Here is a 24,700-nt window from a genome sequence, read left to right as displayed (position 1 = left end):
AGGGGTCTTGTGTTTGTAGCGCGGGGTGATAACCCGGGGAACCCAAACGGCACCCCAGGCCCGGGAAACGGAACGCATGCAATTCCGGAACAAACGGTATCATTCAACCGTTAAAAATATCGTTTAATGATCCTCAGTTTATGCGTTCTCACCCCCGTATCTGTATTGGTAATTCCCTGGTTGTCAATAGGGTCTACTCTCACTTTACCTGACGAATGAATAATCTCATGATCGTTCAGCAATATCCCTACATGCGTAATACGGCCCTCTGCATTATCAAAGAAAGCCAGGTCTCCCAGGCGTGCTTCCTGCAGAAAATCGACCGTCGTTCCCTGCGTAGCCTGCTGATAGGCATCCCTTAACAGGTCGATCCCTAATGTCCTGTACACTGTTTGTGTAAACCCTGAACAATCCGCTCCAAATACAGATTTACCACCCCATAGATAAGCCGTGTTCAGATACTGGAAAGCAGCTGCAGTCAACGCTCCTTTATCTACTGCATCTGCCCTGCCTGGCGCAGCCAGCTTTTCCTCAAACTGTACCGTCACCCTTCCCCAGTTTGTCACAGGCCCTGTTCCCGGCTTTACAGCGCATCCGAAAGGCACATGCATAGGCTTACCGTTCAGCTGTACTTTATTCACCCAGGCAGTCGTATAATGCGTATAAGGCGCAAGGAATAATGCCTCGTCAATGGTTTCCAGGTGATTAAAAGTAGCCCATCCCTCATAACCGTCAAACTGGCATTTTACTTTTACCCAACCATCCGTTCCGGTAGTAATAATTTCACTGCATTCCCCCCACAAGGCTTGTGAGATAATTTCACTTTTATGAGATGGTTCCGACCGTAATGGCATTACCGGTACAACTGTAATCGCGTATGGCATACTAATTGTCTAAAATAATTATATGTCAAAGACAACAAAATGAACATTTTTGTCTTTAGTATGTAAATATAGGTAACACTATGCTACAGCAGTTAACTAATTTATCAGATAAAGAATTGATTTCCCGGGCAAGAAAACTCAAGGACCAGGAAGCAGAAGGTGTACTAATGGAAAGATACAGCCACCTGATGGTTGCTGTTTGCCTCCCTTACCTTAACAATGGTCCCGGAACCGCACCCGAAGAGGTTTATCCCAGGCTGCTGCAGCGCCTCAGCGCCAGTCTTAAAACCCAGACGATCCCGAAAGCCAATGAATGGATACACTATACTATCAGGGCACAACAGGCCCAGACAGAAAAGAATAGTCCATTTTTTCCCAGTACGGAATCCAGGGAACAGCAACAGATGGAAAACAAGGTAGAGAAAGTAACTACCAACCTTAAAGAACAACAAGTGCTGGCAGCAGCGATGGAACAAGCCCTTGACAAGCTGCCTGCAGAAGACAAATATTTCCTGAAAGAATTTTACGTGAACAATAAAACATTTACAGAACTGGCAGCCACTAAAAAGTATAGTGTTGAAAAAACGAGGCAGATTCTACAGCAGGCAAAGCAAAAAATGGCTTCCTTATTGATGAATGAAACCTATGAGTAACTTGGAAAACAATCAAAGAATACTGAAGATCTTCAGTAACATCCGCTGTTTGAACAGGGATCAGCTTCCCCGTTACCTGGATGGTCGTCTTACAGATGTTGAAAAGCACCTGGTGGAGCAACATCTGGTTGACTGCGACCTCTGTTTTGATGCATTACAGGTACTCCAGCAATCCCAATACCGGGAAAAATACCAGCCGCTTGCTACCAGCATGCAGCAATACATCCGCAGCAGTATCAAGCGGGCATCTCAGGTACATAAGGTAGAACGCTACCAGCGCCAGGAGCAGAAAAAGGAAAGCTTCCTGATCTACTTCTGGATAGTGGCGGCTATCGGCATCGGTGCAGGTAGTATATACCTCGTACAACAACAGGGCAAGTTTAAAACGCCTGTGTCCAAAGCAATTGCCAGTAATACAGACCTCCGCACCACACAGTCTGAAACGCCGCCTGTACAGGCGTCTATCGTTACTCCTGTGCGCGAGGAAAATGAAGTCAGCCGCAAACCTGCGGAGCCAGTTACAACTCCTGTTGCTGCACCTCCTGTGGTAGCAACACCTCCGCCTGCCGCTGTACCTAAACCAATAGTAAAGGACTCTGTAAAAGCAACTGTTAAGCCACCGGCAACAGTCACCGCTGTTAAAGACAGTATCAGGGACAGCGCCCGGAAACAATTAGCTGCTACGCCTAAAGCCCCGGAAGTAAAAGAACCGCCTAAGGATAAACCTCCTACTCCGGATCGTAAGGATACACCCACTGTGGTGAAGAAAGCAGAAGATAAACCGGAGCCTAAAGCTCCGCCAAAGAAAGAGGCTTCAGACGAAAAGAAGGCCGCTGCAACGCCCACAAACACGGATGAATTCCTCTATAAGGCTGCTATGGTATATCACCAGCAGGGAGACCTGAATGAGGCTATTTCCCGCTATAAACACCTTTCTGAAAGCCCCGGCAAATATGGAGAACTATCCCGCTATCAACTGGCTGTCTGCTACCGCAGTAAAGGCCAGACCGGTAAAGCCCGCCGTATGTTCAAGGAAGTGGTGCGTATGAACGGCAGCATGAAAGAAAAGGCACAGGCGGCGCTGGATAATCTCTGATCAATATTCATAACCCGATACCCGGTAAACGGCTTAAGCAGCCCTTAAAGCATTCCCAATACCCCATAAAACGGAGTTCTTTACAGGCGGTAACAGGCCTTACCTTATCGCACAACACAACAACCTCTTCCCTGCCCCATTGACTAATGCTTTTATTTTTATGGAAATTCCCCGGCTAAGGCATCTTTATATTACAAGTATTTTATCTTTATCCAGTGATTTATAAGAATAGCCAGGAATTAACAGACGAAGAGCTGCTGGAACGGTTCAAAGCCGATGATAACAGCGATTGGATAGGCATCCTGTTCGACAGGTATGCGATCCTATTATTGGGTATGTGCATGAAATACCTTAAAAATGAAGAGGATGCGAGGGATAGTGTACAACAGATCTTCCTGAAGGTATTAGCCGAGATCAATAAGCACAAGGTACAATTCTTCAGGGCCTGGATCTACCAGGTAACCAGGAACCATTGTCTGATGCAGTTAAGGCAAAAGAACCAGGTAAGACAGGAAGAAGTCAGTGAGAAACACCTGAACAATCCTACAGAACAGGAAGAGGATAAAGCCAGATTCGTTGAGAAGGATAATATGCTGGAGAATATGCAGCATGCGCTGGAACAGTTAAACCCTGAACAGCGTATCTGTGTCAAACTATTTTACCTGCAGAAATTATCTTACCAGGATATTGCCGGTCAGACCGGTTATACTTTATTGCAGGTAAAGAGTTATATTCAGAATGGAAAGCGTAACCTGAAGCTGTTATTGAGTGCACAGGGATAGCAATGTATTGTATGAACGCATCAGATAGTATGCACGAATTTAATTATTGACGATTTTATGAACGAAGAATACCAGGATATTTTCACCACAACGGCTTGTCCTACACAACAGCAATTGCTGGATTATGTGCAGGATCGGTTAACGGCAGAAGAGCGGCATGAAGTAGAACTTCATCTGGCTGATTGTGAGATGTGCAGTGAAGCTGTGGAGGGATTATCTGCGTTTGAGCAGAAAGAAAAGATCCCTGTATGGCTGCGCCAGATGAAATGGCAGATGCTGCGTAAACTGCGTGCCCGCAAGCGCCGTAAGCACCAGGTGTCCTACTTTATTGAACTGGCTATCATCGTGATCGTGGTCCTGTTCATTATGCTGGGAGCATTCTGGGCGTACCATTTCATGTCGCATAAATAGAAATCTTTCACACATAAAAAAAGTCCCGGCTGTATATACAACCGGGACTTTTTTATGAAAAATGTATCAATACTATTATTTCAGACCTTCCAGCTTTTTCTTAACAACTTCTACTTTCGCATTGTCGTTCTTGATAGCGTAGATCTTCTGCAGTGCATACAGACAGCTTTCGTAAGTCTGTTTGTCGCTTGGCTCCAGGCTTGCAGCTTTAGCAGTGAAGTTTTCGTCTGCTTTCTCGAAGAAAGGCAGCGCCTGATCCATCAGACCAGTAACTTTTGTCTGCAGTTCTTTTGCTTTAGGAGTGCTCAGCGATTTGCTGTCCATTGCATTCAGCTCTTTATTGAAGCCTACTGCACGGTTGAAGTACAGTGCACCTAACTGGAAGTTGGCAGTAGCATCGTCTGCTTTCAGTTCGATCGCTTTTTTGTAAGCGCCTTCTGCTTTGTTCATCAGCTCATCGTAGTTAGCTGGTTTTGCAGCATCCTGACCGTTTTCACCACGAGGGTTAGCCAGGTTGTCTACACGGATACCGTAGTCCAGTACTGTCTGGAAATCATTTGGATTTTCCGCCATTTTCTTTTCCAGCATAGTCAGTAACTCTGCAGTTTTACCGGTTTTGGAGTAGTACATCAGCTCCATATCGTTAAAACGCTTGTCTTTAGGGAAGGTAGCTTTACCTTCTTCGATGGTTTTCAGCCAGTTGGCGTTGTCACCTTTTTCTTCGTAAGTCTGCGCCAGGAGCACATACAGGGCTGGTTCAGCCTTGAAATGCATGTCAGCAGCTTTTCTCAGATAAACCAGGCCATCGTCTTTCTTGCCAGCCTGGTTAGCAGCGTAACCAGCGTAGAAAGTCATAGAAGTATCTGCAGGAATAGAACCACCTAAGTTCTTACCGTTATAGAATTCAGCAATGCTGAAAGCGTCTTTGAAATGTAAATACGCGGAATCCCATTTCTGGTCATTCAGGTTAGCGTAACCTGCGTTACCAACGGTAGCATACAGGTTAAACATGCGCTGGTTCATTTCCAGCAGTGCTTCAGGTAATTTAGCATTGATATCCAGTGCTTTCTTGTAAGCATCGAACGCTTCCAGTGCTTCTTTAGGATCTTTCTTCTCAGTAGCAGTTGCTTCGAAGATCTTACCCTTTACATACCAGGTTTTAGCCTCTCCTTTAGTTTTTTCATTTTCCAGTGCTGCCTGAATATCAGCTTTCGCTTTATCATAGTCTTTTTTAGTCAGTGCTTCTTCTGCGCTGTTTACCTTCGCACGTTGCGCTACAGCAACCAATCCTGCACTGCAAAAGACCAATGATACCAGTAATTTTTTCATGTTGCTCAATATTTTTTTGTTTTCTTAAGTATGGCCTTAGATTTTAATGCCTGTTACAACCATAATAAATACAATCTGCCGCAGGTTAACCATTATTAGTTCGCACAAATATTTTGCGGTTTCTTATAATTATTCTGCAGGCGTTTCATCTTCCGAAGCCTCAGCTGCTGCTGTTCCCGGATCTTCTGAGCTGTCATCCCGGAGCTGTTCGCTTCCTTCTCCTTCCATACCTTCAACATCGAGCTTTTCTTCTTCCTGTTCGTCCAGACGTGCTACAGCTGCGATTTCATCAGTGTCGTCCAGTCTGATCAGGCGAACCCCCTGTGTAGCCCTGCCCGCCTCGCGGATGTCAGCTACCGCCATACGGATGGTGATACCGGACTTACAGGTGATCATCAGGTCATCTTTCTCTGTTACGTCAAGGATCGCGATCAGGCTACCTGTCTTTTCTGTGATATTGATGGTTTTAACCCCCTTACCACCGCGGTTGGTAATTCTATATTCCTCAATATCAGTACGTTTGCCGAATCCTTTCTCAGAAACCACCAGTACAGTACGTGTGGCATCCTCCTTATTTACACAAATCATACCAACCACTTCATCTTTGTCATTATCCACCTCGATACCCCTTACACCGATCGCGCCACGGCCTGTGTCACGTACGGTATTTTCAGGGAAGCGGATAGCACGGCCGCTCTTAATTGCCATCATGATCTCGCTGTTACCATTGGTCAGTTTAGCTTCCAGCAGCTGGTCGCCTTCATTGACAGTGATAGCGTTCACACCATTCTGACGCGGACGGGAGAAGTCTTCCAGCAGGGTCTTCTTGATGATACCATTCGCTGTACAGAGTACAATATAGTGGGAGCTGATAAAATCTTTATCACTCAGGTCCTTAATATCGATAATTGCCCTGATCTTGTCATCTGTAGGCAGGTTGATCAGGTTCTGGATAGCACGTCCCTTACCGCTCTTCTCACCCTCTGGGATCTCGTACACTTTCAGCCAGTAACAACGGCCTTTCTCGGTGAAGAACAGCATGGTATGGTGGGTAGAGGCTACGAACAGATGCTCGATATAGTCCTCTTCACGGGTCTTACCACCCAATGCACCACGACCACCACGTTTCTGCTGACGATAGTCATAGGCGGAAGTACGTTTGATATAACCCAGGTGGGAGATAGTGATCACCACATCTTCTTCTGCGATGATATCTTCCATACGCATTTCGCTCGCCAGGTACTGGATCTCGGTTTTACGCTCGTCACCGAAACGTTTCTTCACATCTTCCAGTTCATCCTTGATGATCTTGAAACGCAGTCCCTCGTCAGACAATACATCCTTCAGGTAAGCTATCAGTTTCATTACTTCCTCGTATTCTTCCTTGATCTTATCGCGCTCCATACCGGTCAGACGTTGTAAACGTAGTTCCAGTATCGCTTTAGATTGGATCTCACTCAGTTCGAAGCGGCTCATCAAACCATCTTTCGCTTCTTCCGGCGTACGGGAAGAACGGATCAGGGCGATCACTTCATCCAGGTGATCCAGCGCTATCAGATAACCCTGTAAGATATGCGCTTTCTCCTCAGCTTTACGCAGTTCAAAACGGGTTCTGCGTACTACTACCTCATGACGGAACTCTACGAACTCCGACAACATTTCTTTCAGGTTCAGCACACGCGGACGGCCTTTTACCAGGGCCACGTTGTTGATACCATAAGAAGTCTGCAGTTCTGAATATTTATACAGCTGGTTGATCACCACGTTAGCGATCGCTTCACGTTTCAGATCAATTACCAGGCGCATACCGTCGCGGTCACTTTCATCACGCGCTTCGGAGATGCCTTCAATTATTTTGTCGTCAGCCAGCTGCGCGATTTTCTGGTGCAGGGCAGCCTTATTGATCTGGTAAGGCAGCTCATAGATCACCAGGCGCTCACGGCCTGCCTTAGAGGTCTCTACGTTGATTTTACCACGCACCACTACCCTTCCGCGACCAGTTTCAAAACCCTGTTTCACCCCTTCATAACCGTAGATGATACCTCCGGTCGGGAAATCAGGCGCTTTCACATGTTTTATCAGCTCTTCAATCGTAATGTCACGGTTGTCGATGTAGGCGATCAGACCATCCACTACCTCTGTCAGGTTGTGCGGCATGATGTTGGTAGCCATACCCACCGCAATACCGGATGCACCATTGATCAGGAGATTTGGAATACGTGTAGGCAATACAGTAGGCTCTTCCAGGGTATCGTCAAAGTTCAGGGAGAAATCCACTGTTTCTTTGTCGATGTCTTCCAGCATGGCCTCTGCCATTTTCTGCAGACGGATCTCCGTATAACGCATTGCTGCCGGCATATCCCCATCCACAGATCCGAAGTTACCCTGACCGTCTACCAGCATGTAACGTAAGCTCCATGGCTGGGCCATACGTACAATGGTATCGTAGATTGAGGAGTCACCATGCGGGTGGAATTTACCCATTACCTCCCCCACGATACGCGCCGACTTCTTGTAAGGCTTGTTACTGTTGTTTCCTAACTCATTCATACCAAACAACACGCGGCGGTGTACGGGCTTCAAACCGTCCCGAACATCCGGAAGAGCACGACCGACAATAACCGACATAGAGTAGTCTATGTAGGCCGTTTTCATCTGCTCCTCAATGTTAATCTGGATGATCTTGCCGTCTTGCGGATTTTCCGTATTTTCTGACATTGTATATTGTTGATTTACAATTTACTTCCTAAAAAAATAAATAGACGCAAATATAGCCATTTTAAGCCGTATTCCGGCCTTTTTGACAGAGAATGTGAATAAAAAAGGAATTGTCATATGGCACAAATACGCTATGCAATGGTAACAAATTCTGCAGATACTCCATTTAATCCTTATTTTGCAGCAACTCCTTCAATTAATATTCCATATAATAGAAAAGAGGAATATTGGGAAAATTAAATATTGGCAAACATTTTGTTTTTAACCCGGTGAAAATCAGAGGGTCGCGGACAGTTAATTAAAATTCAGGTAGGTTAAAAACGAAATTTACTGAAATTTCGAACATTAGTAACACGACTGATGTTAAATCCCTGTTCTGTAACCATATTAAAGATGAACAAATTAATATGAAGAATATACTCTTGTTTGGCGCCGGAAAGTCGGCCACTAGCCTGATCGACTACCTGGTATCAAATGCTCCGCGGCAAAAATGGCATATCACTGTCGCGGACCAGGACCTTGCACTTATTAAGTCAAAAACCGGCAAATCTTATTACGTTACCCCCGCTGTTATTGATATCCGGGATCAGGCATCCAGGCAGAAACTGGTGCAGGAAACAGACCTCGTGATATCCTTGCTTCCACCCCAATTGCATATTTTCGTTGCCAGGGATTGCCTGCAGTTCGGTAAAAACCTGCTCACCGCTTCTTACATCGATCCGGAGATCAGGCAGCTCGAAAAAGAAATAGAACAGGCAGGCCTTCTCTTCATGTATGAAATGGGACTCGACCCCGGTATTGACCATATGAGCGCCATGAAGCTCATTCACTCTATCGAAAAGAAAGGCGGACAGATCTCTGCATTCCGCTCTTACTGCGGCGGCCTGGTCTCCCCTGAAAGCAATGATAACCCCTGGCAATACAAGATTTCCTGGAACGCACGCAATATCGTGCTGGCAGGTAGCTCAGGGGCCGTATTCAGGGAGAAAGGGAAAGTGAAGGAGATTGCCTACCAGCAGCTGTTCGATCAGCCTAAAACCATTCATATTCCCAGCCTGGGCAAACTGGCCTATTACCCTAACCGGGATTCCATGGGTTATATGAATGCCTATAATCTGGAAGAGATCCCCACCTTCATGCGGGCTACCCTGCGATACCCCGACTTCTGCGAAGGATGGAGCACACTTGTGAAACTGGGACTCACAGACGACGCTAAAAAGATACAGACCGATGCCATGACCTATTACGACTGGGCCAGTCAGAAGATAAACCAGGATTCTAAACTGAGCAATGATGAGAATATTGCCAATTACCTCGGTATCAGCGCCAAATCCAAAGTACTGCGACAACTGAAGTTCCTGGGACTGCTGAATGGTGAAAAAATCGGCCTCGGCGAACAGACCAATGCCTCCATCCTCCAGCATGTAGTGGAATCAAAACTGGGTATGGAGCCTGCCGATAAAGACATGATCGTGATGACACACGAAATAGAGTTCGAAAGAAGAGGCATGACCACCCGCCTGCATAGTTACATGATCACACAGGGAGAAGACAGCCTGCGTACCGCCATGGCAAAGACAGTGGGACTGCCACTGGGTATCATGGCTAAACTGATCCTGCAGGAAAAGATCAACCTCAAAGGATTAAAGATCCCGATCATGCCGGATGTATATAATCCTGTTCTGAAAGAACTGGAAGAATACAATATCCGCTTTGAAGAAAGCTTCGAATAATGCTGCTATACATAAACTGCGAGAGGCCATCCACCGTAAGGTAGATGGCCTCTCGCAGTTTAACCGTTCCCGATGGTAATACGGGAAATGTCTCTTATAACTTCGCCAATGCCTCCTCCAGCTCCAGGATCCCCAGCGTAGCTGGCTTTTCTATCTTTATCACTCCCTGACGGGACATTTCAGGCAGCTTTTTATCGATCACATAAGAAGGGACTCCTTCCTTCAGGCAGTCGACCAACCCTGCGGCAGGATATACAACAAGGGAAGTGCCTATCACAACAAAAATATCAGCAGACATCACTATTTCAGCGGCATCTACGATCTTATGCACGGCTTCTCCGAACCACACGATATCCGGACGTAGCTGTCCACCGTCTGCCGCCATATCTCCCAGGTTGATATCTCCTTCTATCGGGTAACTGCGTGTTTCATCCAGCACACTGCGCATTTTAAAGATCTCTCCATGCAGATGTAATACTTTTTTTGAACCCGCTTTCTCATGCAGGTTATCAATATTCTGGGTGATGATCTCTACGTCAAATTTCTCCTGCAGGCGGGCCAGGCCAAAATGTGCAGCATTAGGCTCCGCAGCCTTCACATCCTGGCGGCGCATGTTATAAAAATCGAGCACCAGCTGAGGATTTTTACGCCATCCCTCAGGGCTGGCCACCTCGTACACATTATACCCTTCCCAGAGCCCATCACTGTCGCGGAAGGTACGTAATCCACTTTCTGCACTGATGCCGGCACCTGTTAAAACAACCAATTTAGTCTTCATTAGTACAAGATATTTTCAAATTTTAAATATACGGGTTTTAACATTTACCGTAACTTTATCGCTTAGAATAATATAACAGCAATTGAAGATCTTACAGACGCTTACGCTGTGCAGCGTATTATTAGTGCATGTGAATGCCAACGCACAGTCAGACACCACAACCCAAAGCTATACTGATAGCACAAAAACAAGGGAACAACATACATTAACTGCTGCGGATACTACTATACGTTACCGTATAAACGGCGCATACCTTGGCAGTATGTGGACCGACCTTAAATATACTGTATCCAGGCCTGCGCACTGGAATAAGAAAGACTTTACCAGACTTGGCATCGTACTCGGTACCGCCGGTGGTTTGCTGGCGGTTGACTATGAAGTGAAACAGTTCTTTCTCCGTAATCATACCAACTTCTGGAACAGTGTAACCGGCCAGGTAGAACCTTTTGGAAATGCTTACTCTCCTTACCTGGTAGGCGGTATGTATGTAGCAGGTGTTATATCAAAAAACCGGCAGCTGGAACATACCTCACTGATGACAGCCAAATCATTGCTGATCTCTACCCTGATCTATACTTTTACTAAGTCGGTGGTAAGACGTGGCCGCCCAACATACTATGATGATAACCTGGTATTTAACGCACCCTTCTCTATGGATAAATACCATACCTCCTTCCCTTCCGGACATATGCTGACAGTAACGTCTGTGGCTACCGCCCTGGCAGAGGCGTATGGTGAGGATCATCCATGGGTGCCCTGGGTAGCTTATTCCATTGCGATCATGACAGGTACAACACGCCTTTACCAGGAAAGACACTGGAGCAGTGATGTATGGCTGGGCGCATCTCTCGGCTACTTTGTAACCAAAGGCGTCTTCAAACATCATCGGCAGCTGGAACGTAAAAAAGCAATGGCAGCCTTAGCGGCCACCATGCCATGAAAACCCACCCAAAAAATCACTTAAATCAGGCAGCAGCTTTTGCCATGCGGCGTTTTCTGTATCTGCGGATAATAATAATGGTTGCAGCCACGGCTACCCATACAGGCCATAAGCCGATGAAGGAAATAAGCGCTCCCAGTACATGATTCCAGCCATCCTTGATGGAAAAGAGAATACTGGAAAAGAAGCCTGGTCCCTGTGGCGTTGTATTGGAAAATGTCTGATAAAAAGAGAGGTGGATAGCACTCATGGATACATTGTGATCGATATACTGCAAGCGTCCCTGAGCAGCTTCCACCTCTTCACGAATCGTCTTCAACTGCGCTTCCACTTTCAATACATCTTCTACATTCTTTGCCTGTTTCAGAATATCCAGGTAACGCTGTTCAACTTCTTTCCTGGCCTTCATCCTGGCGGAAACATCCACGTATTCCTCTGTGACGTCTTTTGATGTGATACTCTTTTCAAGCAGGGTCTCATCTGCACCAGCCAGGGTATTGAGACAGCTGTCAAATTTAACCGAAGGTACCCTGATCTCTAACTGTGCCTCCCATGTTGTTTCTGAACGACTCTCCTGTTCACTGATAATCTCTCCGCCAAAGCGGGCAATCATTGCTGTCAGTTCTTTATGTGTACGTTTATAATCACCGACGGAGTAACGGACAGTGCCTTCCTTGATGATCTTTTTGGAAATATCGGCAAGGGAAGCCGGAGGAGCCGGAGGTTCTTCTGCGTCAGAGGTTACTTCCTCGTCCTTCGTTATAACCGGAGGGGTAAAAGCAACCGTCTGCTCCGGCGCTTTCATTTGAGCGACTGCTTTATACCTATATTCTTCTCCGTGGTTACCACAGGCGCTTAGCAGCATTATGGCTACCAGCATACAGGGGATAACAAATACAGTATGCTTTAAAACAGAACATCTTCTTGTCATAGGAATTTATTTTTAGGATAAATACTATAACAAGAAGATGCCGCAGGAACTAAAATTCCATAAACTATTTCATATCTCCCATTTCCAGGATGGTCTCATACTCGTCTGCAGTCACTGCACACACCGAGAGACGTCCCTGGCGGATGAGGGAAAGATTTTCCAGTCTTTTCTCCACTTTCATCTGCGCCAGCGTAACCGGTGTTTTGAAAGGTTTTACAGGTTGCAGGTCTACCACTACCCAGTTAGGATCCTCTGTAGTCGGGTCCTGGTAATGTTCTTTCGCTACTTTGGCAATACCTACTACGGCCAGGCCTTCATTACTGTGGTAGAACAATACATGGTCTCCCTTTTTCATGCCTTTCAGGTTGTTGCGCGCCTGATAATTACGCACACCGTCCCAGAAGGTTTTTCCATCCTTTACAAATTGGTCCCACGAATACTTAAAAGGTTCTGATTTTACAAGCCAGTAGTTCATTATCTGATGATTTAAATTCGTCTTCGCCGCTTACCAGCCACTGGCCAGTACATCAGCTATATGCATCGTTTTAATATTCAGTTCATGTTTTTTGATATAGCCGTCCAGGTGCATCAGGCAGGAAAGGTCAGTAGAGATCAGGTAATCTGCGCCGCTGGCCACTGCATTATTCACTTTCTGTTCTCCCATACCGATAGAGATAGGTTCGAACTTCACAGAGAATGTACCCCCAAAGCCACAGCATACCTCACAATCATTCATTTCTTTCAGCTCCAGTCCTTTCACTTTTGAGAGCAGGCTGCGCGGACCTTCCTTGATGCCGCATTCGCGTAAGGCGCCGCAGGCGTCATGGTAGGTAGCCACGCCATTGAGCGTAGCGCCTAGATCTGTTACATGCAGCACATCTGTCAGGAATTCGGTGAATTCATACAGCTGTCTGCGCAGCATCTTTACATCATTATGTGCAGCTGAATTGTCGAATAGTTTGCCGTAGTAATTACGCACAAACCCTGTGCAGGAGCCGCTGGGCGCCACTATATAGTCGACAGTATGGAAGTCTTTGATGAATTTGTTGGCAACAGAGCGGGCTTCATCCCAATATCCTGCGTTAAAGGCAGGTTGTCCGCAGCAGGTCTGGTTGGGATTATAATTAACGGTACATCCCAGCTTTTCCAGCACCTTCACCATATTGAAGCCTGTTTCCGGGAACAGCTGATCTACGAAGCATGGAATAAAAAGCTGTACGTTCATTGAGTTAGTCTTTAGTTATAAGCCGCAGTTTTGGTAGCTGCTGGCAACACGAATATAGCATACCGGCTGAAACTCTGGCGACAATGAACATCACACGTAACTAATATGGGGCTTAGCGGTTATGCTTACAATTGGCGCATCATAGATATCATTTTCAGTGCGGTGATAGCGGCTTCCTCCCCTTTGTGCCCATGTATGCCTCCCAGTCTTTCTTCTGCCTGCTGCATATTGTCAACAGTCAGTATACCAAAGATAACGGGTACCGGCAATTCAATATTCAATTGCATGATACCTTCCGTTACACCTTTACAAACATAGTCAAAATGCGGGGTTTCTCCTCTTATCACGCATCCGAAAGCAATAATAGCGCCAGGTTGTTTAGCAGTACCCTGGGTACGGTGCCAGTACTGCTTGCAGGCAAATGGCAGTTCAAATGCGCCCGGTACCACTACTTTTGAGACCTTTGATACGTTATATTGTGCCAGCGCCCTGTCGCAACCTGCCACCAGTTCGTTGATCACCGTATCATTCCATTCGGTATATACTATAACAACACTGGCATCCTCTAAATTGAGAATGCCAGCATCGTTCAATAAGCTTTGATTATGTATTGACATGACCAGATTAAAATATCAATTAATTCCTCACTTCACCCAGGCGCGCCAGGTATTTATCCATTTCGCGGCCTTCCTGGGTCTGAGGATATTTATCGCGGATTTCTTTGTAAACAGCAATGGCATCAGCAGGTTTGTTTGCTTTCTCCAGTGCCAGTCCTGCGCGGAACAGGAAAGTAGGTGCAGTCAGCTCGTTGTTGCTGTGATGAGCTGCTTTCTTATAATATTCGATACCGTCTTCAGTTTTACCCAGTTCCATATATGCATCGCCGGTCAAACCGTAGGCCATCGCCTGTACGATCTGATCGCCGCTGCTGAAATCTTTCAGCATGTCTACGCCTTTCTGGAATTCACCCAGTTTCACGTAGCTCACGCCTGCATAATATTTTGCTAACTGACCTGTTTTGGTGCTGCCGTATTTATCAATTACCTGCAGGAATCCGTAATAGTTACCGTCTCCATTTAATGCAACACGGAAAGAATCCTTTTCGAAATACTGCTGTGCATGGAATACCATGTCCTGTGCTTTCTTTTCGTTAGGAGCCTTGATGAATCTGTTGTAGGCAAAAGAACCGCCCACTACCACTACTATTACGAGCAGGGCTATGATAATGCTGTTTTTATTCTTGTTAAAGAACTCTTCCGCCTTGTGGATAGAGTCTTCCAGTTGGAATTCCTTTGACGCGGAAGTATTTTCAGCTGCGGTCTTATTTTTTGTCTCGGTCATTGTAAATGTGATCGTTAAAATTGTTATTTCTTATTACGGTACAGGTTACGGCTGTGTAAAATTCCCGCAAATATAAAAAAGGTTAGCGAATCTACCCCGTTTATATTAAACGGCCAAGATCGCTAACCTTTTACATATTACTTAGTCAACAATGAATGGGTAATCCTGTTGAACATATACGTCTTTCAGCAGCTCATCATCTGAAGGCCATGGAGACTCTTCTGCGAACTGTACGCAATGCTCCACTTCCTGTTTTACCTTTTCGTTGATAGCTTCGATCTCGGCTTCTGTAGCCCATTTGTTTTTCTGGATAGTAGCCAGTACCTGGTTGATCGGATCTTTTTCCTTGTACTCTTCTACTTCCTCTTTGGTACGGTATTTAGCCGGATCACTCATGGAGTGACCACGATAACGGTAAGTCTTGATTTCCAGCAAGGTAGGACCTTCGCCGGCACGAGCACGTTTTACCGCTCTTTCTACACCTTCGTGTACCGCTTCTGCGCTCATACCATCGATAGTAGCACTAGGCATATCGTAGGCATTCGCTAACTTATAGATATCCAGTACGTTGGAAGTACGTTCTACTGAAGTACCCATCGCGTACATGTTGTTTTCGCAAATGAATATTACAGGCAGTTTCCACAGCATGGCCATGTTGAAGGTCTCATGCAGCATACCCTGACGGGCAGCACCATCACCGAAGAAGCAAAGCGCTACGCTGTCAGTACCCTTGTACTGCTCAGCAAAAGCCAGTCCTGCACCGGTACCGATCTGTGCACCCACGATACCATGACCACCATAAAAACCTTTATCAGGAGCAAAGAAGTGCATACTACCACCTTTACCCTTGGAACAACCTGTTGCTTTACCATACAGTTCAGCCATACACTCATCAGGAGTCATTCCTTTTGCTATAGCCAGCGCGTGGTCGCGGTAGGCAGTGATGAACTTGTCGTCCGGTTTAGTCGCAGTCATCGCACCTGCGGCAATTGCTTCCTGTCCTATGTACAGGTGACAAAAACCACGAATCTTCTGCATCCCATACAATTGGCCGGCTTTTTCTTCAAAGCGGCGCAGCAAGAGCATCAATTCATACCAGTACAAATATGTCTCTTTGGTGAATTTCGTCTTTACGTCTGTTTTTGTAGCCACTGTTTCTTAATTTGTCCGCAAATATAACAGGAAAATCCTAAAAACTAAATACTTTGCAACTTTGCAGCAACTTGTCCGCAAATAGTGCCCTTTCGGGAAGGCCTGATTACCAGTCTTTCTGCACACACCGGCAGGTTACGATAAATTTATTTTTAATTCATAACTGATAATCAGAAAGTTAATTGCTGTCGCTCAGAAAGATATCATTAGTTCAGTTTAAAAATTACTCCGGGAAAAGTTTCAACTTCAATAAACGCATCATCGGCATTACCGGACGCAACGGCTCCGGTAAGACCAACCTGCTCGATGCCATATATTATATATGCTTCACCAAAAGCTACTTTACCAGCAGCGAAGCACAGAACACCCAGTACCATACCAATGGCTTCCGCCTGGAAGGATATCTCGACCGGGAAGGCCAGGAAGGAAAGATCGTCTGTACCCTCAAAGAAGGCAAAAAGGAAATTGCCCTCAACGATGAGCCTTACGAACGCTTCTCCCGCCACGTGGGTCAGTACCCTGCGGTCATGATTGCGCCCGACGATGCAGAGATCATCCTCGGTGGCAGCGAAGAACGCCGTAAATGGCTGGATGCCTTGTTATGCCAGTTGCATCCCGGCTACCTCGACCATCTGATTACCTACCAGAAAATATTACAGCAGAAAAACAGCCTGCTGAAAACCATCGCTACCCAGGGCGGTAACCAGGATGCCCTCCTCGATGTATTTGATGAACAACTGGTACATCATGGTACGCCCGTATTCGAATGGAGACGCGCCTTCCTCCCGGGATTTATCAAACAGGTACAGGAACTCTATGATTATCTGGCCGGTAAACATGAAATTGTCAATATACAATATCAATCCGGTCTCCATGAACAAACCTTCACTGAACTACTGGCTGCCAACCGGTATAAAGATATGATGATGCAAAGGACCACCGGTGGTATTCACCGGGATGATCTGCAGTTCCTGCTGGACGATCATGCCATGAAGACAAGCGCCTCACAGGGACAACGTAAGAGTTTTCTCTTTGCATTAAAACTGGCACAGTTTGAAGTGATCAAAGCACATAAAAAATTTCCACCACTCCTCCTGCTGGATGACGTCTTTGAAAAACTGGATCAGGAAAGAGTGAGTAGACTGATAAAACTAGTGAGTAGTCCGGCATACGGCCAGGTCTTCATTACCGATACACATGCTGCAAGAATACGCGATGCGTTCAAAGAAAATGAAGAGAGTTTTCAGTTAATCGAGATGGAGTGATGCACGAAATACGTATCTTTGTCGCATGCGCTACGGAATGACGTCAATGCAAGATGCACTCAGAGATTTTATGTCTAAAAGCCGGCTTAAACCGAGGCTGACAGAGGTGCGTATACAAGAGAACTGGGAACAACTAATGGGAAAGACCATCTCTCGTTATACAGAAAATATACAACTCATTGACAGTAAATTACACATCACAACTACTGTAGCTCCGCTTAAACAGGAGCTGTCTTATTCCAAAGACCGCATTATCAAACTGGTAAATGAAATGCTGGGGGAAACAGTGGTAAGAGAAGTCATCATCAGATAAAATAACATTGTTAATAAAACAGAAAAAACCGTTTCAATGATCATTGAAACGGTTTTTTCTTAGATAGTATAATATGAAAACACAATTTTTAGCTTCCTGTTTTTTCTGTGTGCTGATATTCTTCAGCTCATTTTGCAAGGCCCAGAATAAGGCATCCAATGATAGCGCTGCAACTATGTTAAAGCAGTTTTATACCAGTTACATCACCACAGAAGAGGAATCGGACCTGGCTTTAATCAGAAAGAAATACTGCACAAAAAAAATCCTGAACAGGATAGCAAAAGATGAGGAACTGGATGCCGATCCATTTCTGCAGGCACAAGACACGGACCTCGACTGGGTGAAGACTTTGGTTATAAATAAGGATGCTCAGAAACCAAATGTTTACATTGTTTCTTATGTAGATAACTATAGCAAAAAGAGGATCGTTAACAAGCTGCTCGTAGTAAAACAAGGGCAAACTTATAAGATAGATGATATCCTGACGTATTGATATAGTGCGCCGGAATTGGCAAAAGGAAAGCCGTCCCAATAAACAAGGGGACGGCTTTCCTTTATATATGCTATATCTATGTGGCAAGACCCGAATAGCAACTGTATTCCACCGGCATCTAGTTCTTCGCAAACCCTTTTATCAGCATATTCACATCTTTCATCTGAAGTGTGGTACGCAGATTCACCATTACAAAATCACTCTCATCCTGTACGAGGATCACTACACGGCCCAGTTCATCATCCTTTCCCCTGTTCAGCAAATGCACCACGCTGTTCCCATCCCTTACTTCCATCAGCGGTTCAAACTTGTCTTTCTCTATCAGCATCTGCTTTAATTGCTGCATATCAGCAATGCCAACAGGTGGTCTTTCATCACCGGAGATAGTGTACACCTTTACCTTCTGAACCCGGGACAACAAGTGTTTCAACGGAATGCTGTCTTCTTTCATGGCACTCTTTGGTACTATCCAGCTGGCAAGCTTCAGCGGTACCCTGCCTACGCCGATCCTGAAGGAGAAGGCATCTCCACGGTGTGCACGGTAAAACTTACGGAGAGATTTCTTCTGGGCCATCGCCGGACTTACTGCCAGCAAAAGTGCTACTATAAGGATGGAACAATACTTCATTTCAAAAGCTTATGTGGTGATAAAATGGGTTAGGGTTGTTTCTTCAGGTTCTTGAGTTTGTCAAAACCATCAATGTTCATATTCGATGCCAGCTGACTGATCTCCGCCAGGTCGATATCTCCCACCAGGCTCATTGCCAGGAACTCATCATCGCTGCCGACCAGCATGATCAGTTCTGCAATATTTCCTTTCGCATTTTCCTTCACCATAAAACGAAGGTCGTCTTTTCCATCGCGGACAGTCATCAGCTCTTCAAATTCTTTATTCAGCATGGACGATGCTTCTTTGAATAAGGCATTACCTCCTTTGGTGTTTTCTTTCGCGAGGATACGTAGTCCCCTGATCTTTTTTATGATCTGAAGGAATTGTTTTCCTTCGGAGGAATTGATGTCCAGTTTACTGAACATGCTAAACATCTTGGGTGTGACACTTATCAGGGTGAAACTCTGATCGCTCTCATATTTTTCAAAAAAGCGGTCTATTCCACTTCCCTGCTGGGCAAATAGTTGCATGCTGCTGACTGCAAGCAGCATCAGTAACAAAAAGCGTTTCATGTGTTTTTTTTTATTAAAAATTAGAATGGCCTCAATTAATTTGCTTTGATCTTCTCCGTTGCCTCGTTGAAGTAAGCCAGTTTCTGCATCTGCGCTGTGCCTTTGTTCAGGTTGCGCGACAACAGCTGCAGTGCTTTTTGTGTAACAGCAAATGCTTTTTCCGGATCATCAAAAGTATCCTGCTCGGACACTGCTACTGCTATCTGGTCATGCCTGGACTCCGCCTGCCTGATGGCGTAACCAATGCCTACTGCTATCAGCAAAACAGCAGCATATTTCATCCAGTGCTGCCATATCATCTGTTTCACAGGCCTTGCAGGCGTCTGTGGCTGAGCAACAGCGATCTCTATATCAGGGAATACCGGCATCGGAATATCGCGCTCCGCAGCAAAGTAGCTGAACAAGGGCTGCGCCTCTTTCAGGTCCGCAGGGAGATTGGCGATGTCTCTGCTGAAAAAACTGCGCAATGCTTCCTCTTCCTCCAGTGTAGAGGTACCATCCCAATAGCGGTCCAGTAATTCCCTGACTTTGTTAAACTCCATACACTTGCAGTTTTTGTAATTGTTCACGTACTGTTTTCCTTGCCCGGTGAAGGTTGATCTTCACTTCACTCATCTCCACCGACAGTATCTCTGCTATCTCCTGATAGCTATACCCATCAATATCCCTCAGTTGTATAATAGTACGGTATTTTTCCGGCAATGCCGCGATAATACGGTGTACATTGTTCATTACGTCCTGTTGCTCTGCAGCGGCATGTGGATTAGGCTGATGTTGTGCCGGCATATCTCCTGCCCTGTCCAGCTCTTCCGACCTCCTGTATTTCCTGGCTTTCAGCTTGTCCAGCGCCAGGTTGCGCACAATACGCATACACCAGGCTTCCATATTCTGCAAATCGGTCATCCGCTCCTGCTGCTGCCATACCTTCATCAGGGCGTCCTGTGTTACATCCATCGCATCTTCCTCGTTCTCAAGTAGTCTGTAGGCAAAGCGGTACAGCTTCTGCCTGACGGGAACTACCTGGGAGAGAAATAGTGTTAAAGACATAATAACAGATTCCTTGTTCTAAGTTACTAATTAACCCCTATCTCTTCTTCTCTCCTTGTTCATCCGCTTGCTACAGGGCGTTTATACAAAGAAGACGACCCACAAAATACTTTGTTACAAAAAAAGTGAAGATTTTCAGAAAAGATGACAATCTGTTAGAAACGAATCGATTATAATTTTATCCGGGGATCTATAACGCTATACAATACATCCGCCAGCAGGTTAATGATCACAAAAATACCTGCCGTAAATAAGACAGCCCCCATCAGCACTGGAAAGTCAAACTTCTCCAAAGCATCCACCGTTACTTTTCCAATCCCTTTCCATCCGAAGATATATTCCACGAAAAAGGCCCCTGCCAGCAACTCGGCAAACCAACCGGTGATGGCGGTAATAACGGGGTTCAGTGCATTCCGCAGTGCATGTCTCAGCACCACCAGCCATCGGGGCAGGCCCTTGGCGTATGCAGTACGTATATAATCCTGGTGCAGCACGTCCAGCATGGCGCTGCGCGTTAACTGTACAATAATGGCCAGCGGCCGGATACCCAGCGTAATGGCAGGCAGGACGAGGTTCCGGAGATTGATGGTCCTTCCTGCAAAAGGATCTATTTCATATAAACTGCCCGTCATATGGAGGCCGGTATAATCACTCCATACGAAGCCAAACAGGTAAGCCACCACAATGCCCATAAAGAAGGATGGTGCGGAGATCCCCATCACACTGGCAAATACCGCCCCTGTATCCATCCAGGTATTTTGTTTTACTGCTGATAGTATACCCAGCCCAATACCCACTACCGTCGCAAACAGCATCGCTGCCGTAGCCAAAACCAGCGTTCCCGGCAGGGCTTCTGTCAGTATTTCCCATACGTCTTTCTTCCCCTGATAGGAACGGCGCAGATAAGGCGTTTTCAGCACGAGTATCCTGCTGCCGGATAAGTGGGCCAGTGTGAGATAATGTAGTGTCCCTTTCGCATCTTCCTGTGTATGAATACTCAGCGGAGAAAGGTCATTTAAATATAAAAGGAACTGCACCGGTAATGGTTTATCCAGGTGCAGTTCCTTTCTTACATTTTCAAGCGATGTCACATCTGCGCGCTGTCCCAGTGTCAAACGGGCCGGATCTCCCGGTAATACGTTGAACAGGAAGAATACAAGCAGTACTACGCCCAGCAGTACCAGTATCCCATAACTGAATTTACGCAGCAGAAATCTGAACATGCATTTATGGTATATCGTTATAATGCCATTTGCCTTTTACGGTGCCTTTCTCCAGCAATATCAGGCAGGGATTGCTTCTTCCCGCTGTCTTAATAGCCGTGCCATCCATCTGCAGGAAAGGGAACTGCAACCCGTGTGCAGCGGTAAAAGCCGAAATATCTGCTTTGCTGGAAGCGGTCACACCGTAAATGTAAACCTTACCCGTCTTGGCCTGTTCCTGCAGGGCATGCATTTTAGCATCCCAGCCTTCGCCTGCTTCCTTCACATTCTTTACGAGGAACAGGTATACCGGTGTTGGCTCTGTCAGGATAGCCTGGGTCTGGTCTCCCCCATCCAGGTCTGTGAGGATGAAATCCTTCACAGCCGCCTCTCCCTCTGCTTCACGTATCAGCTTGTCGCGACGGTCTACAAATTTCCAGGTGCTGTCTGACCATGGATAGTTCTCAGGCGTAAACTCCTGTTGCTTGCCATCCTTTTCGTATATCAGCACCGTTTTATATTCCGCAGGACGTGCGCCCGGAGGCAGTTTCATTTTCTCAGGAAGATTGTTGCCGACTTTATATCCCAGACAGTCAACGATAGGCAGATGCGATAAAGTATACCACTGTAAGCCCACCGCAAATAGCACAGACAAAAGCGTCAGCACCAATGTCAGTTTTTTGCCAAACAGCGGCTGTATGCGTTTCCGGTAGATGAAGATGATCAGGATCATCACCAGCAGTATCACATCTTTCCAGAACGTTTCTGTGGCCGTCAGTTTGATACAGTCGCCAAAACATCCGCATTCCTTTATTTCCCCGCTATACAGGGCATAACCTGTCAGGAAGGTAAAGAACGCGATCATGATGAGCAGCAAGGTAGACGTTAAACGCATGCTGAATCCTAAGAGCAAAGCAGCGCCCAGCGCAATCTCCAGGGTATTCATCACCAGGGAGTAGGTAAGCGATAAGGGAGACATAAAGGTCATATGCAGGACCTCGAAAAACTCCTCCATTTTATAACTGAGTCCCAGGGGATCATTTGCTTTGACGAGACCTGAGAAGATGAATAAAACGCCAACGATAATTCTTAATAGGTTCAGGAGCAGTTTCATGGATAACTATTTTAAGTGGTGTTCACATACTTACTTGCAGATCACCACATTATTCTATTTTTGTCTGGCAAAATAATCAATAAAATGCAAATGGATACTATGGAAGGGAAGAACGGCGAATATACCGGCACGATCAACTGTCAGGGCACCTTACTGGATTTGTCCAAACCAGTTGTTATGGGCATCATCAATATCACAGAAGATTCCTTTTTTGCCGGCAGCAGAACGCAGCATATTGATCTCATGCTTGAAAGAGCGGCACAGCTATTGGATGAAGGTGCACAGATCCTGGACATTGGTGCACAGAGCACCCGTCCCGGCGCTATTGACGTTGGTCCTGAAACAGAACTGGAACGCCTGTTGCCGGCGGTCAGGATTCTGAAGGAACATTTCCCAACAGCCATCCTCTCTATCGATACTTACTATGCGAATGTAGCAGAACAGACTATACATGCGGGCGCAGCGATCATCAATGATATCAGTGCCGGCGATCTGGATAAGAACATGATTCCCACCGCAGGTCGCCTGCAGGTACCTTATATCGCCATGCATATGAAAGGCACTCCTGCCGATATGCAGCAGCGGCCAAATTATGAAGATGTAACACAGGAAGTACTTGATTACTTTATCCGTAAACGCGCAGCATGTTTGCAGGCGGGCATTAAAGATCTTATCATCGATCCCGGATTCGGTTTTGGAAAAACCATCGCGCACAACTATACGCTGATGAAGAAACTGCATGTGTTTCATATGCTGGATTGTCCGCTGCTGGTAGGCATCTCCAGGAAATCCATGATCTATAAATTACTGGAAACAACACCTGCAGAAGCATTGAATGGTACAACAGTACTGCATACACTTGCTTTGCAGCAGGGCGCTCACATCCTACGCGTACATGATGTAAAAGCGGCTGTGGAAGCAGTGAAGATCACGCAATATATGAAGACACTTTAGCTGATAAATATTCGCTATTTTTACGATCTATGGAGAACTTATTTAGCTTTTACGGTTATCGTTTCCACTGGTTGAACATACTGGACCTGGCGATCGTGATCTTCCTGGTAGTGCAATTGTACCGCCTGTTGAAAGGTAGCCTGGCCTTCAATATCTTCGTAGGACTCTTAATCATATACCTGGCTTACTTTGTGGTGCAACGCCTGCAGATGCCGATACTTTCCACGCTGTTACAGAGTTTCATCAATGTCGGACTGATCGCTATCATCATCATTTTCCAGCCCGAGATCAGGAAATTCCTGCTGGTACTGGGAAAGAAAGCGCCGTTGAGTAAAGACAGTTTTTTCACCAAACTGTTCCTCCCTGATAAGTTCAAGAGTTATAAGGAAGAAGAAAATATCATCAACGAAGTGATCACTGCGGTTGCCCGCATGGCCGGCACCCGCACAGGAGCACTGATCGTGATTGCCAATACTTATCGTGTGAAGTTTGACACTGCTTCCAGTATCGCGATCGACAGTAACATCAACGCCAAACTGCTGGAAAGCATCTTCTGCAAAGGAAGTCCCCTGCACGATGGCGCCCTGATCATTGTCGGCAACAAAATACTGGCGGCTAAGGTGATCCTGCCTGTATCAGAGAATCCTAATCTGCCTACCCGCATCGGTTTACGTCACCGTTCTGCCGTAGGGATCACAGAGCACAGCGACAACCTGGCTATCGTGGTTTCAGAAGAACGAGGAACTATCTCTTATGCCGAGGATGGCAACCTGGTACAGGATATCTCACTGGAAGAGCTGAAGGTGAAGATGTACGAAGTGATGGTTGATGGATATTGAGGGTATACAGCAAAACATAATAGGACTCCGCTAGGAGTCCCAGTGTTTGTAGCGCGGGGTGATAACCCCGGGATGTTTGTAGCGCGGGGTGATAAACCCCGGGAATGTTTGTACCGCAGGACGATCCCCCCGGAATGTTTGTAGCGCGGGGTGATAAACCCCGGGAATGTTTGTACCGCTGGACGATCCCCCCGGAATGTTTGTAGCGCGGGGTGATAAACCCCGGGAATGTTTGTACCGCGGGACGATCCCCCCGGAATGTTTGTACCGCGGGGTGATAACCCGGGAATGTTTGTACCACGGGACGATTCCCCCGGG

General features: G+C 46.1%; 28 protein-coding genes. 12 read left to right on the top strand and 16 right to left on the bottom strand.

The genetic code is table 11. From position 1 onward, the window contains the following. Positions 1-110: 110 nt before the first annotated feature. Positions 111-884, bottom strand: a complete 774-nt coding sequence (locus tag BLR32_RS32910) for a C40 family peptidase (protein WP_089838814.1) — start codon at positions 882-884, stop codon at positions 111-113. Positions 885-964: 80 nt separating this feature from the next. Here BLR32_RS32910 and BLR32_RS32905 point away from each other — a divergent pair, with 80 nt between their 5' ends. The 4 genes from BLR32_RS32905 (at position 965) to BLR32_RS32890 (ending at position 3,826) form a co-directional block, all read left to right on the top strand. Beyond that, positions 965-1,537 (top strand): RNA polymerase sigma factor, encoded by a 573-nt coding sequence (locus BLR32_RS32905; protein ID WP_089838812.1) that lies wholly within the window; start codon positions 965-967, stop codon positions 1,535-1,537. Further along, positions 1,530-2,633, top strand: a complete 1,104-nt coding sequence (locus BLR32_RS32900; RefSeq protein ID WP_176842518.1) for a tetratricopeptide repeat protein — start codon at positions 1,530-1,532, stop codon at positions 2,631-2,633. The genes BLR32_RS32905 and BLR32_RS32900 overlap by 8 nt, the downstream gene beginning before the upstream one ends. A gap of 215 nt (positions 2,634-2,848) precedes the next feature. Further along, positions 2,849-3,415, top strand: coding sequence for an RNA polymerase sigma factor (locus BLR32_RS32895; RefSeq protein WP_089838808.1), 567 nt, complete (start codon positions 2,849-2,851; stop codon positions 3,413-3,415). A 57-nt stretch (positions 3,416-3,472) separates the two neighbouring features. Further along, entirely contained in the window at positions 3,473-3,826 is a 354-nt protein-coding gene (locus BLR32_RS32890; RefSeq protein WP_089838806.1) for an anti-sigma factor family protein, read from the top strand. A 75-nt stretch (positions 3,827-3,901) separates the two neighbouring features. On the opposite strand, the gene BLR32_RS32885 is transcribed toward BLR32_RS32890, so the two are convergent. Together BLR32_RS32885 and gyrA are read right to left on the bottom strand one after the other, a co-directional pair. Further along, positions 3,902-5,155, bottom strand: coding sequence for a tetratricopeptide repeat protein (locus BLR32_RS32885; RefSeq protein WP_089838804.1), 1,254 nt, complete (start codon positions 5,153-5,155; stop codon positions 3,902-3,904). Between the two features lie 129 nt (positions 5,156-5,284). Then, a complete protein-coding gene (gene gyrA / locus BLR32_RS32880; RefSeq protein WP_089838802.1) occupies positions 5,285-7,873 on the bottom strand; it encodes a DNA gyrase subunit A in 2,589 nt (862 codons plus the stop codon). Positions 7,874-7,990: 117 nt separating this feature from the next. Here gyrA and BLR32_RS34540 point away from each other — a divergent pair, with 117 nt between their 5' ends. Next, positions 7,991-8,113, top strand: coding sequence for a hypothetical protein (locus BLR32_RS34540; RefSeq protein WP_262487455.1), 123 nt, complete (start codon positions 7,991-7,993; stop codon positions 8,111-8,113). Between the two features lie 167 nt (positions 8,114-8,280). Beyond that, positions 8,281-9,606 carry a saccharopine dehydrogenase C-terminal domain-containing protein gene (locus tag BLR32_RS32875; protein ID WP_089838800.1) on the top strand — a complete coding sequence of 442 codons (1,326 nt, stop codon included), beginning with the start codon at positions 8,281-8,283 and terminating at the stop codon, positions 9,604-9,606. A 94-nt stretch (positions 9,607-9,700) separates the two neighbouring features. Here BLR32_RS32875 and BLR32_RS32870 read toward each other — a convergent pair whose 3' ends face one another. Then, positions 9,701-10,384, bottom strand: a complete 684-nt coding sequence (locus BLR32_RS32870) for an SIR2 family NAD-dependent protein deacylase (protein WP_089838798.1) — start codon at positions 10,382-10,384, stop codon at positions 9,701-9,703. A gap of 82 nt (positions 10,385-10,466) precedes the next feature. On the opposite strand from BLR32_RS32870, the gene BLR32_RS32865 reads away from it, so the two are divergent. Beyond that, positions 10,467-11,324, top strand: a complete 858-nt coding sequence (locus tag BLR32_RS32865; protein ID WP_089838795.1) for a phosphatase PAP2 family protein — start codon at positions 10,467-10,469, stop codon at positions 11,322-11,324. Positions 11,325-11,349: 25 nt separating this feature from the next. Here BLR32_RS32865 and BLR32_RS32860 read toward each other — a convergent pair whose 3' ends face one another. The 6 genes from BLR32_RS32860 to pdhA all read right to left on the bottom strand — a co-directional run bounded on the left by BLR32_RS32860 (position 11,350) and on the right by pdhA (position 15,973). After that, positions 11,350-12,255, bottom strand: a complete 906-nt coding sequence (locus BLR32_RS32860) for a DUF4349 domain-containing protein (protein ID WP_089838793.1) — start codon at positions 12,253-12,255, stop codon at positions 11,350-11,352. 64 nt (positions 12,256-12,319) lie between these two features. Then, positions 12,320-12,730 carry an EVE domain-containing protein gene (locus BLR32_RS32855; RefSeq protein WP_089838791.1) on the bottom strand — a complete coding sequence of 137 codons (411 nt, stop codon included), beginning with the start codon at positions 12,728-12,730 and terminating at the stop codon, positions 12,320-12,322. Positions 12,731-12,760: 30 nt separating this feature from the next. Further along, positions 12,761-13,480, bottom strand: coding sequence for a (Fe-S)-binding protein (locus tag BLR32_RS32850; protein WP_089838789.1), 720 nt, complete (start codon positions 13,478-13,480; stop codon positions 12,761-12,763). Positions 13,481-13,605: 125 nt separating this feature from the next. Then, the gene (gene ribH, locus BLR32_RS32845; protein ID WP_089838787.1) at positions 13,606-14,097 is read right to left on the bottom strand and encodes a 6,7-dimethyl-8-ribityllumazine synthase; all 492 of its coding nucleotides are present in this window, start codon (positions 14,095-14,097) and stop codon (positions 13,606-13,608) included. Between the two features lie 19 nt (positions 14,098-14,116). Next, positions 14,117-14,821: a tetratricopeptide repeat protein gene (locus tag BLR32_RS32840; RefSeq protein ID WP_089838784.1), complete on the bottom strand. Its 705-nt coding sequence runs from the start codon at positions 14,819-14,821 to the stop codon at positions 14,117-14,119. 141 nt (positions 14,822-14,962) lie between these two features. Further along, positions 14,963-15,973 (bottom strand): pyruvate dehydrogenase (acetyl-transferring) E1 component subunit alpha, encoded by a 1,011-nt coding sequence (gene pdhA, locus BLR32_RS32835; RefSeq protein ID WP_089838783.1) that lies wholly within the window; start codon positions 15,971-15,973, stop codon positions 14,963-14,965. 182 nt (positions 15,974-16,155) lie between these two features. Between pdhA and recF the strand changes: the two genes are divergently transcribed. From recF to BLR32_RS32820, 3 genes are all read left to right on the top strand, one after another. After that, positions 16,156-17,238, top strand: coding sequence for a DNA replication/repair protein RecF (gene recF, locus BLR32_RS32830; protein ID WP_089838781.1), 1,083 nt, complete (start codon positions 16,156-16,158; stop codon positions 17,236-17,238). A 46-nt stretch (positions 17,239-17,284) separates the two neighbouring features. After that, positions 17,285-17,551, top strand: a complete 267-nt coding sequence (locus tag BLR32_RS32825) for a DciA family protein (RefSeq protein WP_245705584.1) — start codon at positions 17,285-17,287, stop codon at positions 17,549-17,551. 73 nt (positions 17,552-17,624) lie between these two features. Next, positions 17,625-18,044 carry a DUF3828 domain-containing protein gene (locus BLR32_RS32820; protein ID WP_089838778.1) on the top strand — a complete coding sequence of 140 codons (420 nt, stop codon included), beginning with the start codon at positions 17,625-17,627 and terminating at the stop codon, positions 18,042-18,044. Positions 18,045-18,162: 118 nt separating this feature from the next. Here the strand turns inward: BLR32_RS32820 and BLR32_RS32815 are convergent, their stop codons facing one another. The 6 genes from BLR32_RS32815 to BLR32_RS32790 all read right to left on the bottom strand — a co-directional run bounded on the left by BLR32_RS32815 (position 18,163) and on the right by BLR32_RS32790 (position 22,589). Then, a complete protein-coding gene (locus tag BLR32_RS32815) occupies positions 18,163-18,672 on the bottom strand; it encodes a DUF4252 domain-containing protein (RefSeq protein ID WP_089838776.1) in 510 nt (169 codons plus the stop codon). Between the two features lie 29 nt (positions 18,673-18,701). Next, positions 18,702-19,226 (bottom strand): DUF4252 domain-containing protein, encoded by a 525-nt coding sequence (locus BLR32_RS32810; RefSeq protein WP_089838774.1) that lies wholly within the window; start codon positions 19,224-19,226, stop codon positions 18,702-18,704. A 35-nt stretch (positions 19,227-19,261) separates the two neighbouring features. Next, the gene (locus BLR32_RS32805) at positions 19,262-19,768 is read right to left on the bottom strand and encodes a hypothetical protein (protein WP_089838772.1); all 507 of its coding nucleotides are present in this window, start codon (positions 19,766-19,768) and stop codon (positions 19,262-19,264) included. After that, complete coding sequence (locus tag BLR32_RS32800; protein ID WP_089838770.1) at positions 19,758-20,273, bottom strand: RNA polymerase sigma factor; 516 nt, start codon at positions 20,271-20,273, stop codon at positions 19,758-19,760. Before BLR32_RS32800 ends, BLR32_RS32805 begins: the two co-directional genes overlap by 11 nt. A gap of 170 nt (positions 20,274-20,443) precedes the next feature. Continuing rightward, positions 20,444-21,496, bottom strand: coding sequence for an ABC transporter permease (locus BLR32_RS32795; RefSeq protein WP_089838768.1), 1,053 nt, complete (start codon positions 21,494-21,496; stop codon positions 20,444-20,446). A 4-nt stretch (positions 21,497-21,500) separates the two neighbouring features. Then, on the bottom strand, positions 21,501-22,589 hold the full coding sequence (locus BLR32_RS32790) for a BT_3928 family protein (protein WP_089838766.1): 1,089 nt from the start codon (positions 22,587-22,589) through the stop codon (positions 21,501-21,503). 84 nt (positions 22,590-22,673) lie between these two features. Between BLR32_RS32790 and folP the strand changes: the two genes are divergently transcribed. Both folP and cdaA read left to right on the top strand, forming a co-directional pair. Continuing rightward, on the top strand, positions 22,674-23,543 hold the full coding sequence (gene folP, locus BLR32_RS32785) for a dihydropteroate synthase (protein WP_245705583.1): 870 nt from the start codon (positions 22,674-22,676) through the stop codon (positions 23,541-23,543). Between the two features lie 29 nt (positions 23,544-23,572). Beyond that, positions 23,573-24,382 (top strand): diadenylate cyclase CdaA, encoded by an 810-nt coding sequence (gene cdaA, locus BLR32_RS32780; RefSeq protein ID WP_089838762.1) that lies wholly within the window; start codon positions 23,573-23,575, stop codon positions 24,380-24,382. Positions 24,383-24,700 lie beyond the last annotated feature (318 nt).

Source organism: Chitinophaga filiformis (assembly GCF_900102545.1).
GTDB classification, from domain to species: domain Bacteria; phylum Bacteroidota; class Bacteroidia; order Chitinophagales; family Chitinophagaceae; genus Chitinophaga; species Chitinophaga filiformis.
Note: the sequence above shows the minus strand (reverse complement) of the source record. Positions and strands in the feature narration are given on the sequence as shown.

Bases quoted from the DNA above. Each gene is read 5' to 3' on its own strand.
- BLR32_RS32910 (WP_089838814.1), bottom strand. From the start codon at position 884: ATGCCATACGCGATTACAGTTGTACCGGTAATGCCATTACGGTCGGAA.
- BLR32_RS32905 (WP_089838812.1), top strand. From the start codon at position 965: ATGCTACAGCAGTTAACTAATTTATCAGATAAAGAATTGATTTCCCGG.
- BLR32_RS32900 (WP_176842518.1), top strand. From the start codon at position 1,530: ATGAGTAACTTGGAAAACAATCAAAGAATACTGAAGATCTTCAGTAAC.
- BLR32_RS32890 (WP_089838806.1), top strand. From the start codon at position 3,473: ATGAACGAAGAATACCAGGATATTTTCACCACAACGGCTTGTCCTACA.
- BLR32_RS32885 (WP_089838804.1), bottom strand. From the start codon at position 5,155: ATGAAAAAATTACTGGTATCATTGGTCTTTTGCAGTGCAGGATTGGTT.
- gyrA (WP_089838802.1), bottom strand. From the start codon at position 7,873: ATGTCAGAAAATACGGAAAATCCGCAAGACGGCAAGATCATCCAGATT.
- BLR32_RS34540 (WP_262487455.1), top strand. From the start codon at position 7,991: ATGGCACAAATACGCTATGCAATGGTAACAAATTCTGCAGATACTCCA.
- BLR32_RS32875 (WP_089838800.1), top strand. From the start codon at position 8,281: ATGAAGAATATACTCTTGTTTGGCGCCGGAAAGTCGGCCACTAGCCTG.
- BLR32_RS32870 (WP_089838798.1), bottom strand. From the start codon at position 10,384: ATGAAGACTAAATTGGTTGTTTTAACAGGTGCCGGCATCAGTGCAGAA.
- BLR32_RS32860 (WP_089838793.1), bottom strand. From the start codon at position 12,255: ATGACAAGAAGATGTTCTGTTTTAAAGCATACTGTATTTGTTATCCCC.
- BLR32_RS32855 (WP_089838791.1), bottom strand. From the start codon at position 12,730: ATGAACTACTGGCTTGTAAAATCAGAACCTTTTAAGTATTCGTGGGAC.
- BLR32_RS32850 (WP_089838789.1), bottom strand. From the start codon at position 13,480: ATGAACGTACAGCTTTTTATTCCATGCTTCGTAGATCAGCTGTTCCCG.
- ribH (WP_089838787.1), bottom strand. From the start codon at position 14,097: ATGTCAATACATAATCAAAGCTTATTGAACGATGCTGGCATTCTCAAT.
- BLR32_RS32840 (WP_089838784.1), bottom strand. From the start codon at position 14,821: ATGACCGAGACAAAAAATAAGACCGCAGCTGAAAATACTTCCGCGTCA.
- BLR32_RS32825 (WP_245705584.1), top strand. From the start codon at position 17,285: ATGCAAGATGCACTCAGAGATTTTATGTCTAAAAGCCGGCTTAAACCG.
- BLR32_RS32820 (WP_089838778.1), top strand. From the start codon at position 17,625: ATGAAAACACAATTTTTAGCTTCCTGTTTTTTCTGTGTGCTGATATTC.
- BLR32_RS32815 (WP_089838776.1), bottom strand. From the start codon at position 18,672: ATGAAGTATTGTTCCATCCTTATAGTAGCACTTTTGCTGGCAGTAAGT.
- BLR32_RS32810 (WP_089838774.1), bottom strand. From the start codon at position 19,226: ATGAAACGCTTTTTGTTACTGATGCTGCTTGCAGTCAGCAGCATGCAA.
- BLR32_RS32805 (WP_089838772.1), bottom strand. From the start codon at position 19,768: ATGGAGTTTAACAAAGTCAGGGAATTACTGGACCGCTATTGGGATGGT.
- BLR32_RS32800 (WP_089838770.1), bottom strand. From the start codon at position 20,273: ATGTCTTTAACACTATTTCTCTCCCAGGTAGTTCCCGTCAGGCAGAAG.
- BLR32_RS32795 (WP_089838768.1), bottom strand. From the start codon at position 21,496: ATGTTCAGATTTCTGCTGCGTAAATTCAGTTATGGGATACTGGTACTG.
- BLR32_RS32790 (WP_089838766.1), bottom strand. From the start codon at position 22,589: ATGAAACTGCTCCTGAACCTATTAAGAATTATCGTTGGCGTTTTATTC.
- folP (WP_245705583.1), top strand. From the start codon at position 22,674: ATGCAAATGGATACTATGGAAGGGAAGAACGGCGAATATACCGGCACG.
- cdaA (WP_089838762.1), top strand. From the start codon at position 23,573: ATGGAGAACTTATTTAGCTTTTACGGTTATCGTTTCCACTGGTTGAAC.